General features: G+C 72.7%; 9 protein-coding genes and 2 tRNA genes. 10 read left to right on the top strand and 1 reads right to left on the bottom strand.

What is annotated here, in order from left to right:
* Window positions 1-79: 79 nt before the first annotated feature.
* Window positions 80-170, top strand: a tRNA-Ser gene (locus AB0447_RS10670).
* A 226-nt stretch (window positions 171-396) separates the two neighbouring features.
* Window positions 397-469 (top strand) — tRNA-Arg (locus tag AB0447_RS10675).
* A 77-nt stretch (window positions 470-546) separates the two neighbouring features.
* Here AB0447_RS10675 and AB0447_RS10680 read toward each other — a convergent pair.
* A complete protein-coding gene (locus tag AB0447_RS10680; protein WP_366476207.1) occupies window positions 547-1,473 on the bottom strand; it encodes an SMP-30/gluconolactonase/LRE family protein in 927 nt (308 codons plus the stop codon).
* 94 nt (window positions 1,474-1,567) lie between these two features.
* Between AB0447_RS10680 and AB0447_RS10685 the strand changes: the two genes are divergently transcribed.
* The 8 genes from AB0447_RS10685 (at window position 1,568) to AB0447_RS10720 (ending at window position 10,106) form a co-directional block, all read left to right on the top strand.
* Window positions 1,568-2,002, top strand: coding sequence for an Lrp/AsnC family transcriptional regulator (locus AB0447_RS10685; RefSeq protein ID WP_366476208.1), 435 nt, complete (start codon window positions 1,568-1,570; stop codon window positions 2,000-2,002).
* Window positions 1,999-2,967 carry a DUF2797 domain-containing protein gene (locus AB0447_RS10690; RefSeq protein WP_366476209.1) on the top strand — a complete coding sequence of 323 codons (969 nt, stop codon included), beginning with the start codon at window positions 1,999-2,001 and terminating at the stop codon, window positions 2,965-2,967. The genes AB0447_RS10685 and AB0447_RS10690 overlap by 4 nt, the downstream gene beginning before the upstream one ends.
* A 102-nt stretch (window positions 2,968-3,069) precedes the next feature.
* Complete coding sequence (locus tag AB0447_RS10695) at window positions 3,070-3,408, top strand: antibiotic biosynthesis monooxygenase (protein ID WP_366476210.1); 339 nt, start codon at window positions 3,070-3,072, stop codon at window positions 3,406-3,408.
* Window positions 3,392-4,288: an amidohydrolase family protein gene (locus AB0447_RS10700; protein ID WP_366476211.1), complete on the top strand. Its 897-nt coding sequence runs from the start codon at window positions 3,392-3,394 to the stop codon at window positions 4,286-4,288. The genes AB0447_RS10695 and AB0447_RS10700 overlap by 17 nt, the downstream gene beginning before the upstream one ends.
* 68 nt (window positions 4,289-4,356) lie before the next feature.
* Window positions 4,357-5,130: a response regulator transcription factor gene (locus AB0447_RS10705; RefSeq protein WP_366476212.1), complete on the top strand. Its 774-nt coding sequence runs from the start codon at window positions 4,357-4,359 to the stop codon at window positions 5,128-5,130.
* 29 nt (window positions 5,131-5,159) lie between these two features.
* Window positions 5,160-6,734, top strand: coding sequence for a HAMP domain-containing sensor histidine kinase (locus tag AB0447_RS10710; protein WP_366476226.1), 1,575 nt, complete (start codon window positions 5,160-5,162; stop codon window positions 6,732-6,734).
* Window positions 6,735-6,759: 25 nt separating this feature from the next.
* The gene (locus AB0447_RS10715) at window positions 6,760-8,028 is read left to right on the top strand and encodes a glycosyltransferase (RefSeq protein WP_366476213.1); all 1,269 of its coding nucleotides are present in this window, start codon (window positions 6,760-6,762) and stop codon (window positions 8,026-8,028) included.
* Window positions 8,025-10,106, top strand: a complete 2,082-nt coding sequence (locus AB0447_RS10720) for a glycosyltransferase family 39 protein (RefSeq protein ID WP_366476214.1) — start codon at window positions 8,025-8,027, stop codon at window positions 10,104-10,106. The genes AB0447_RS10715 and AB0447_RS10720 overlap by 4 nt, the downstream gene beginning before the upstream one ends.
* The last annotated feature ends 134 nt before the right edge of the window (window positions 10,107-10,240 follow it).

Genomic DNA, 10,240 nt, shown 5'->3' on the forward strand with positions numbered 1-10,240 from the left:
AGTACCGTGGGACCGGATTGGTGACCGGCCCCGCGCCTGTGTCATCATCTGCACGCACCCCCGTACGCGAGGGTGTGCTGGAGGCGTCGCCTAGTCCGGTCTATGGCGCCGCACTGCTAATGCGGTTTGGGGCTTACCCCCCATCGAGGGTTCAAATCCCTCCGCCTCCGCTTGTGTGATCACCGAAGCCCCGGTCCCTGTGGACCGGGGCTTCGTCGTTCCCGGCAGTCCGCCGACTGTCCCCCGTCTGTCCCCCCAGGAGTTCCTCAGAGGTCCCCCAGAAGGGCCGTTTACGCAGGTCAGAAGCGGTTTGGATAACGGATTTCGCGTCCCGGCGAGGTCCATGTATTGTTGTTCTCGCAAGGCCAACGGGGCGAAAAACCCCGGGAAGCACAAGCACTCGTAGCTTAACGGATAGAGCATCTGACTACGGATCAGAAGGTTGCAGGTTCGAATCCTGCCGAGTGCACAGCCCAAGAGGCCCTCCGGTTCACCGGAGGGCCTCTTGCTTTGTCCGCGGCATACGCCGTGTCCGCCGGGCGCCGCTTAGCGGGGCAGTCCGGTCACCGACATCACCAGCGAGTAGAGCGAAGTGCTGGCCGTGATGAACAGGCGGTTGTTCCGGGGGCCGCCGAAGGCGATGTTCGAGACGGGCTCGGGGACCCGGATGCGTCCGATGAGGTCTCCGTCCGGCGCGTAGCAGTGCACCCCGTCCTCCATCGCCGCCGCCCACAGCCGGCCCTGGTCGTCGAAGCGGATGTTGTCGAAGCGGGCCCGCTCCCGGTCCGCCGCCACCTCCGTGAAGACCTTGCCGTCCGACAGGGTGCCGTTCTCGCGGACCTCGAAGACCCGGATGTGGCCCGCCCGGGTGTCGGACACGTACAACTGCCGCTCGTCCGGGGAGAAGACCAGTCCGTTGGGGCCGCCGAAGCCGTCCGCGACCAGGCGGACCTCGCCGGTCAGCGGGTCGGCCCGGTAGACGTTGCAGGCGCCGATCTCGCTCTCCGCCCGCCGGCCCTCGTAGTCGCTGGTGATGCCGAAGTCCGGGTCGGAGAACCAGACCGAGCCGTCCGAGCGGACCACCGCGTCGTTGGGGCTGTTCAGCCGCTTGTTCCCGTAGTGCGTGGCGAGGGCGGTCACCGTGCCGTCCGGCTCGGTGCGGCTGACCCGGCGGCCGCCCTGCTCGCAGGTGATCAGGCGGCCCTGGCGGTCGAGGGTGTTCCCGTTCGGGTGGCCGGCCGGGGAGCGGAACAGCCCGACGGTGCCGGTGTGTTCGTCCCAGCGCAGCATCCGGTCGTTGGGGATGTCGCTCCACACCAGCTGGCGCCAGGCCGGGAGGTAGAGCGGGCCCTCCGCCCAGCGGCAGTCGTCGTGGAGGCGCTCCAGGCGCATGTCGCCGTTGGCGCAGCGACCGGTCCGGAAGCGATCGTCCAGGATTTCGTACAGATCAGGGTCCGCTATGGGTGACGGCATTACGTCAATCTCCTTGAGTGCCGAATTTTGTTCGGTCGCGATCAAGATTGCCGGATGCGGTACGGTCCTGACAAGGGTCCAGTGGAGGAGAGCAATGGATGGGATCGACCGGGCGATCGTCGCGCGGCTGCAGCAGGACGCCGGGCAGTCGTACGCCGTCCTCGGCGCGGCCGTAGGGCTCTCCGCCGGCGCCGCGCACGAGCGGGTCCGCAAGCTCCGCGAGCGCGGGGTGATCCGCCGCACCACCGTCGATGTGGACCCGGCTGCCGTGGGAAGCGGAGTGCTCGCCTTCGTGATGGTCGACTCGAACGCCTGGATGGGGGACTCCGGCGAGCAGTTCGCGGCCATCGCCGAGATCCAGGAGGCGCACATCATCGCCGGCAGCGCCTCGGTGCTGGTGAAGGTGCGGACCTCCACCACCGAGCAGCTGCAGGACGTGCTGCGCCGGCTCTATGCCATCGACGGGGTGAGCGGCACCCAGGCGACCGTGGCGCTGGAGACCTTCTTCGAGCGGCCGCTGCCCCTGTGACCACGGCGATCTGGCGCTGCACCGGACCGCGTTGGGCCGAGGGGCGCCCCGGGATCGGCTGGTACGCGGAGGGGCGCGGCGAGCGGACCAGTGTCCTCGCGTACGGTCAGCGGCTCGCGTTCACCGGGGCCGGGGACCGCGCCTGCCTGGGGGTGCGGCGGAGCGGCCGCCGGACCCCCTGCCCCACGGCGGCCGCGGTCCCGGCCCGGGCCGGCAGCGCGCAGTGTCCCGAGTGCGCCCGCCTCGACCGGTCCTTCTCGGTGGCCGCAGACACGAACGTGGCCGACCCGCGCACCTACCGCGTCTACCTGGCCTGGTTCGGGCCGGGCCTGGTCAAGGTCGGGATCACGGCCGAGGAGCGGGGCTCCGCCCGGCTGCTGGAGCAGGGGGCGGTGACCTGGACCTGGCTCGGCCGGGGGCCGCTGATGGCCACCCGGCGCACCGAGGAACTGCTGCGGGCCGCACTCGGGGTGCCCGACCGGATCGCCTACGCGCGCAAGCGGGCCGTACGGGACCGGCTGCCGGCCGCCGACGGCCGGGCCCGGGAGGTGACCGCGCTGCACGAGCGGGCGGCTGCCCTGCCCGGCTGGCCGGAGTCACTGGAACGGCTGCCGTGCGGGGTGGTCGACCATGCCGTGGCCTTCGGGCTGGCCGGGCTGGCCGGGCCGGCCGGGCCGACGGTGTCCGATGGGTCGGACGCGGCGGATGCGCCGGACGGGGCCGGCGGGGTGGGCGAGGAGGCCCGTCGGGTCCGGTTGGCCGAGCGGATGGTGCCGGGCGGGACTGTTGCCGGCCGGCTGGTGGCCGCGGCCGGCCCCGATCTGCACTTCGCGGACGGCCTGGTGGTGGACGCCCGGCTGCTGGCCGGATGGGTCCTGACGGCCGCCGGGCCGGACGCGGTCACCACCGTGCCGGTCACCACCCTCGCCCGGGAGGAACCGGACGGCCAGGAAGGGCTGTTCTGAGTCCAGGAGTCCTGGGCGGCGAAGGTCAAATCTTGGATCCCTTTGGCAGTGGCGGGCCCTTTGCGGTGGACACGGCCGAGGCGGGGAACCGAAGGTGGGGGCATGAGCATCCAGCCCGTACCGGCGTTCGAACCGCCGTATCTGATGGCCGTATTCACCTCCGTTCGCACCGAGGCGGACGGCGGCTATTCCGAGACCTCCGCCCGGATGACCTCCCTGGTCAAGGAGATCCCCGGCTACCTCGGCCACGAGAACGCCCACACCCCCGGCGGCCTCAGCATCACCGTCGGCTACTTCCGCGACCAGGATGCCCTCGACACCTGGCGCAACGACATGGAGCACCGGGCGGCGCAGGCCAAGGGCATCAAGGAGTGGTACGAGAGCTACACCCTGCACGTCGGCACCGTGGAGCGGAGTTCCGGCTTTGTCCGCGAGCACTGAGACGGCGCGGACGGCCGGGGCCGTCCGCGCCTTCCGGGACCGGCTCGGCCTGCCCGGCCTGATCGACGTGCACACCCATTTCATGCCGGAGCGGGTCCTCGACAAGGTATGGGACTACTTCGACGCCGTCGGGCCGCTGACCGGCGTCGAATGGCCCATCACCTACCGGCACGAGGAGGAGGAACGCGTCGCCCTGCTGCGCGAGTTCGGCGTGCTGGCCTTCACCGCCATGCTCTATCCGCACAAGCCCGCCATGGCCGCCTGGCTCAACTCCTGGTCGGCCTCCTTCGCCGCCCGCACACCGGACTGCCTGCACACCGCGACCTTCTTCCCGGAGGACGGGGTGGCCGGATACGTCCGGCGGGCCGTCGAGAGCGGGGCACGGGTGTTCAAGGCGCACCTTCAGGTCGGCGGGTACGACCCGAACGACGACCGGCTGGACCCGGTCTGGGGGCTGCTCGCCGAGACCGGCATCCCCACCGTGATCCACTGCGGATCCGGTCCGGTGCCCGGCAAGCACACCGGACCCGAGCCCATCGCCCGGCTGCTCGGCCGCCACCCCCGGCTGCCGCTGATCATCGCGCACATGGGGATGCCGGAGTACGAGGACTTCCTCGACCTCGCCGACCGGTTCCCCGAGGTCCGCCTGGACACGACCATGGCCTTCACCGACTTCTCCGAACGCTTCACCGGCTTCCCGCCGGCCGCACTCGGACGGCTGGCCGCGCTCGGCGACCGGATCCTCCTCGGCACCGACTTCCCGAACATCCCCTACCCCTACGAGCACCAGCTCGACGCCCTCGAACGGCTCGGCCTGGGCGAGGACTGGCTCCGCGCGGTCTGCCACGACAACGCCGCCCGGCTCTTCCCGTCCCGCTGACGCCTTTCTCAGGAGATTCACAGGAATCGGCAAGAGGCCTCTCAGAGGCGGACGCGAGCGTGGTCGCCATGACTGCGACGACCACCTCCCACGCGTCCACGTCCACCGCCGCGCACCAGGCCGGGGCGCTGGTCCGCCCCGACGGAGGCCCCTGCCGGATCCTCGTCGTCGACGACGAGGCCTCGCTGTCCGAGCTGCTCTCCATGGCCCTGCGCTACGAGGGCTGCGAGGTGCGCAGCGCCGGCGACGGGGCGGCCGCCGTGCGCGCGGCCCGGGAGTTCCGGCCGGACGCCGTGGTCCTCGACGTGATGCTGCCCGACATGGACGGACTGGCCGTCCTCGGCCGGCTCCGCCGGGAGATTCCGCAGATCCCGGTGCTGTTCCTGACCGCGAAGGACTCGGTCGAGGACCGGATCGCCGGCCTGACGGCCGGCGGCGACGACTACGTCACCAAGCCGTTCAGCCTGGAGGAGGTCGTGGCCCGGCTGCGCGGGCTGGTCCGCCGCTCGGGCGCCGCCCAGGCCGCGCGCGGCGGATCCGTGCTGGCCGTCGGCGATCTGCGGCTGGACGAGGACAGCCACGAGGTCACCCGCGGCGGCCAGGAGATCCACCTCACCGCCACCGAGTTCGAACTGCTCCGCTACCTGATGCGCAACCCGCGCCGGGTGCTCAGCAAGGCGCAGATCCTCGACCGGGTCTGGTCCTACGACTTCGGCGGCCAGGCCAACGTGGTCGAGCTCTACATCTCCTACCTGCGCCGCAAGCTGGAGAGCGGCCCCGGCCTCAGCCCGATGATCCACACCCGGCGCGGGGCCGGATACCTGATCAAGCCGGGCGAGTAGTGCGCGAGCGCCCGGCCCGGCGCGGGGGCCTGCGCCGACCGTGGTCCCTGCGGACCCGGCTGGTGGTCTCCGCGGTCGCCCTGATCGCCGTCGTGGGGGCGGCGATCGGGGCGGTCACCACCCTCGCCCTGCGCTCCTACCTGGTGAACCAGCTCGACGGGCAGCTGCGCACCGCCGTCGAGATGTCCGCCCGCGGCCCCGGGAAGCCGAGCCGGCAGAGCCCCGACGTGCGCCACCTCCCGGACATTCCGCCCGGCACCCCGCTGGGCACCGCCGGGATCAGGCTGGACTCCGACGGCAAGGTCACCGGCGCCCTCCGTACCGTGGCCGATGACGGCCCGGCCTTCGACCACAAGACCCCGCTCACCGATGCCCAGGCCTCAGCCTTCGCGGCCGCCGCCCGCCAGGCCGCCGAGGGAGCCGTGGACCGGGAGCTGCCCGGACTGGGCCGGTACCGGGTGCTGGCCACTGCCGACCGCTCCCTGGTCCTGGGTTTTCCGCTGGCCGGAGTCGACTCCACGGTGAACACCCTGGTCGCGGTGGAGGTCTGCGTCACCCTGGCCGGACTCATTGCGGCCGGCCTGGCCGGACAGGCCATGGTCGGTGTTGCCCTGCGGCCGCTCCGGCGGGTCGCCGCCACCGCCACCCGGGTCTCCGAACTGCCCCTGCACAGCGGAGAAGTGGCTCTGCTCGAACGGGTCCCGGAGGCCGAGGCCGACCCCCGTACCGAGGTTGGACAGGTGGGTGCCGCTCTCAACCGGATGCTGGGACACGTCGGTTCGGCCCTCAGCGCCCGGCAGGAAAGCGAAACCCGGGTCCGGCAGTTCGTCGCGGACGCCAGCCACGAGCTGCGCACACCGCTGGCCTCCATCCGCGGATACGCCGAACTCACCCGCCGGGGACGGGAAGAACCCGGGCCCGACACCCGTCACGCGCTGGGCCGGATCGAGTCCGAGGCGACCCGGATGACCGGACTGGTGGAGGACCTGCTGTTGCTGGCCCGGCTGGACGCCGGCCGCCCGCTTTCCTGTCGGTACACCGACCTCGCCCCGCTCGTCGTCGACGCCGTCAGCGACGCCCGGGCCGCCGGACCCGGCCACCACTGGCGGCTCGAACTCCCCGATCGGCCCGCGCCCGTCCACGGTGATCCGGCCCGCATTCACCAGGTGCTGGTCAACCTGCTGGCCAACGCCCGCACCCACACCCCGCCCAACACCACGGTCACGGCGCGTGTTTCACGTGAAACATCCTCGGTCCACCTCCAGATCGAGGACGACGGCCCGGGAATCCCCGCCGCGCTGCAACCCCGCATCTTCGAGCGCTTCGCCCGCGGGGACGCCTCCCGCTCCCGGCACGCGGGCTCCACCGGCCTGGGCCTCGCCATCGTCCGGGCCGTGGTCACGGCCCACGGCGGCCAGGTCGGCGTACGCAGCGAGCCCGGCCGCACCCGCTTCGACGTCCGGCTGCCCCTCGCAGAGGAGACCGCCGAGGAGACCTTCGAGGAGACCATCGAAAAGACCGGCGGAGAGAGCACCGCAGAGAGCGCCGGAGCGACCGCCGTGGGCAGCTCACAGGCGGAGCACAGCCTCAGCACACAGCCGTGACAGCCCGGCCGGTGAGGGTCGGACCATGCCAACCGACACCTCTCCGGCCGCCGGGTCCCTCCCGGCCCGGGCGCCGCTCGCCGCCATGCCCGGCCGGCCCGTACTCGACGTGGTGATCCCGGTCTTCAACGAGGAGAAGGACCTCGGGCCGTGCGTCCGCCAGCTCCACGAGCACCTGACCCGGACCTTCCCGTACCCCTTCCGCATCACCATCGCCGACAACGCGAGCACCGACCGCACCCCGCAGGTGGCGGCCGCCCTCGCGGCGGACTTCGAGGGCGTACGCAGCACCCGGCTGGAGGAGCAGGGCCGCGGCCGCGCCCTGCGGACCGTGTGGTCCCGCTCCGAGGCACCCGTCCTCGCCTATATGGACGTGGACCTCTCCACCGACCTCAACGCCCTCCTGCCGCTGGTCGCCCCGCTCATCTCCGGGCACTCCGACCTCGCCATCGGCACCCGCCTGACCCGCTCCTCCCGCGTGGTGCGCGGCGCCAAAAGGGAGTTCGTCTCCCGCGCCTACAACCTGATCCTGCGCTCCTCGCTGGCCGCCCGGTTCAGCGACGCCCAGTGCGGGTTCAAAGCCATCCGACGGGAGGTCGCCGAGCGGCTGCTGCCGCTGGTCGAGGACTCCGGCTGGTTCTTCGACACGGAACTGCTGGTGCTCGCCGAACGGGCCGGGCTGCGCATCCACGAGGTCCCGGTGGACTGGGTCGACGACCCCGACTCCACCGTCCACATCATCCGGACGGCCACCGAGGACCTGAAGGGCATCTGGCGGCTGGGCCGGGCCCTCGCCGCCGGCGCCCTGCCACTGGACCGGCTGGCCCGCCCCTTCGGCGACCACCCGCACGACCGGACCCTGCCCGGGGTGCCGCGCGGGCTGGCCCGCCAGCTCCTCGGCTTCTGCGTGGTCGGGGTGTTCTCCACCCTCAGCTACCTGGCCCTCTACACCTTCTTCCGGCTCGGCACCGGGGCACAGGCGGCCAACGCGGCCGCCCTGCTGCTGTCCGCGATCGCCAACACCGCCGCCAACCGGAGGCTCACCTTCGGCGTCCGCGGCCGCGAGCGGGCCCTGCGGCACCAGGCGCAGGGGCTGCTGGTGTTCGCCATCGGGCTGGCCCTGACCGCGGGGTCACTGGCCGCGCTGAGCGCCGCCACCGACCACCCGGCGCACGGCACCGAACTCGCCGTACTCGTCACCGCCAACCTCGCCGCCACCGTGCTGCGCTTCCTGCTCTTCCGCGCCTGGGTCTTCCCCGAGCGCCGGACCACCCACCCGAAGGACACCCGATGACCACGGAACGCCCCCGCTGGGAGCGCCCGGCCCTCACCGCCCTGCTGTTGGGCACCGCCGTCCTGCTGCTCTGGAACCTGAGCGCGTCCGGCTACGCCAACTCCTTCTACTCCGCCGCCGTCCAGGCGGGCAGCGAGAGCTGGAAGGCGTTCTTCTTCGGCTCCTCGGATGCCGGGAACTCCATCACCGTCGACAAGCCGCCCGCCGCGCTGTGGCCGATGGCCCTGTCCGTGCGGCTGTTCGGCCTCGGTGCATGGCAGATCCTGCTGCCGCAGGCCCTGATGGGGGTGGGCACCACGGCGGTCCTGTACGCCTCCGTGCGGCGCCAGTTCGGGCCCGGCGCGGCCCTGCTGTCCGGCAGCGTGTTCGCGCTGACCCCGGTGGCCGCGCTGATGTTCCGGTTCAACAACCCGGACGCCCTGCTGACCCTGCTGATGACGGTGGCCGTGTACTGCGTGCTGCGCGCGCTCGAAGGCGCGCACACCCGGTGGCTGGTGTGGGCGGGGGTCGCCCTCGGACTCGGCTTCCTCACTAAGACCCTGCAGGCCTTCGTCATCCTTCCGCCGCTGGCCCTGCTGTACGCGGTCTGCGCGCCGACCCGGCTGCGCCGCCGACTGGGCCAGCTGGGGCTGGCCGGGCTGGTGATGGCGGTGGCCGGCGGCTGGTGGGTGGCGATCGTGGAGCTGTGGCCCGCGGCCTCCCGTCCGTACATCGGCGGCTCGCAGACGAACTCCTTCCTGGAGCTGACCTTCGGCTACAACGGGCTCGGCCGGCTGAACGGCGAAGAGACGGGGAGCGTGGGCGGGGGAGGCCGCGGTGGCGGCGGTGGCGGCTGGGGGGAGACCGGGATCGACCGGCTGTTCTCCGGAAACGTGGGCGGGCAGATCTCCTGGCTGCTGCCGGCCGCGCTGGTGCTGCTGGTGGTCGGCCTGGTGGTGACCTGGCGGGCCGGGCGGGCCACCGACTCGCTGGAGGCCATGGCCCGGGCGGCCTTCCTGGCCTGGGGCGGCGCCCTGCTGATCACCATGGCGGTCTTCAGCTGGATGCAGGGCATCTTCCACGAGTACTACACGGTCGCGCTGGCGCCGTTCGTGGCCGCGCTGGTGGGGATGGGGGCGGCGGTGCTGTGGGAGGAACGGCACGGCATCGCCGCCGCGGCCACCCTGGCCGGAACCGTCGCGCTGACCGCCTGGTGGTCGTACGTCCTGCTGTCGCGGTCGCCGGACTACCTGCCGTGGCTGCGGTGGGCGGTCCTGGGTGCGGGGGCGGCGGCCGCGGCCGGACTGCTCGCGGCCGGCCGGCTGGGGCGGCGGCTCACGCTGGGCGCGGCGGGGCTGGGGCTGGGCGTGATCCTGGCCGGGCCGCTGGCGTACTGCCTGACCACCGTGAACACCGGGCACACCGGGTCGATCGTGACGGCCGGGCCGGCGGTTGCGGGTGGGCGGGGTGGGCCCTTGGGGCTTGCCGGTGCCGGTACCGGTGCCGGCGGCGGCGGTGAGGGGCGGGGGCCGCGGATGGTGCAGGGGCCGGGGCAGGCGCCTGGGGGGCGGGCCGGGGCTGGGACTGCGCCGGTGCCGCCTGGGGGCATGGGTGGTGGGGGGCCGCAGCAGATGCCGGGCGCGGGTGCCCGGGCCGGGGGCGGTATGGGTGGGTTGCTGAACGGGGCGCGGGTCAGCGAGGAACTGACCGCGCTGCTGCGCAAGGACGCGGACCGGTACACCTGGGTGGCGGCGGCCGTGGGGGCACAGAACGCGGCGAGCTACCAACTGGCGAGTGAACGTGCGGTGATGCCGATCGGCGGGTTCAACGGGAGTGATCCTTCGCCGACGTTGGCGCAGTTCCAGGGGTATGTGCGGGCAGGGAAGATCCACTACTACGTGGGAAGTGGTTCTGGCTCCGGTTCCGGTTCCGGTTCCGGCTCCGGCTCTGGTTCCGGGGATGGGTTTGGGGCTGGTGCGCGGGGCGGGGGGCCTGGTGGGGCCGGGAGTAGTGCGATCGCCGCGTGGGTGGCGGAGGAGTATGCGGGTGTGGAGGTGGGTGGGGTGACGGTGTACGACCTCACTGCGGCGAAGGGGTGACATGGAGGTGGGGTGGGGGTGGGGCCCTGCGGGGCTTCTCCCCCACCCCGCCCCTTCCCGAACCGGGGGCGCTGCCCCCGGCCCCCCGGGGCGGGGGGGGGGGGGGGGGCCGGCCCCCCCCCGCCCGGGGGCCC

The sequence above is a fragment of the Streptomyces sp. NPDC051211 genome (assembly GCF_040689505.1).
Classification (GTDB): Bacteria; Actinomycetota; Actinomycetes; order Streptomycetales; family Streptomycetaceae; genus Streptomyces.

Coding starts and splice junctions, on each gene's coding strand:
- AB0447_RS10715 (WP_366476213.1), top strand. CDS start 6,760: ATGCCAACCGACACCTCTCCGGCCGCCGGGTCCCTCCCGGCCCGGGCG.
- AB0447_RS10695 (WP_366476210.1), top strand. CDS start 3,070: ATGAGCATCCAGCCCGTACCGGCGTTCGAACCGCCGTATCTGATGGCC.
- AB0447_RS10705 (WP_366476212.1), top strand. CDS start 4,357: ATGACTGCGACGACCACCTCCCACGCGTCCACGTCCACCGCCGCGCAC.
- AB0447_RS10680 (WP_366476207.1), bottom strand. CDS start 1,473: ATGCCGTCACCCATAGCGGACCCTGATCTGTACGAAATCCTGGACGAT.
- AB0447_RS10685 (WP_366476208.1), top strand. CDS start 1,568: ATGGATGGGATCGACCGGGCGATCGTCGCGCGGCTGCAGCAGGACGCC.
- AB0447_RS10720 (WP_366476214.1), top strand. CDS start 8,025: ATGACCACGGAACGCCCCCGCTGGGAGCGCCCGGCCCTCACCGCCCTG.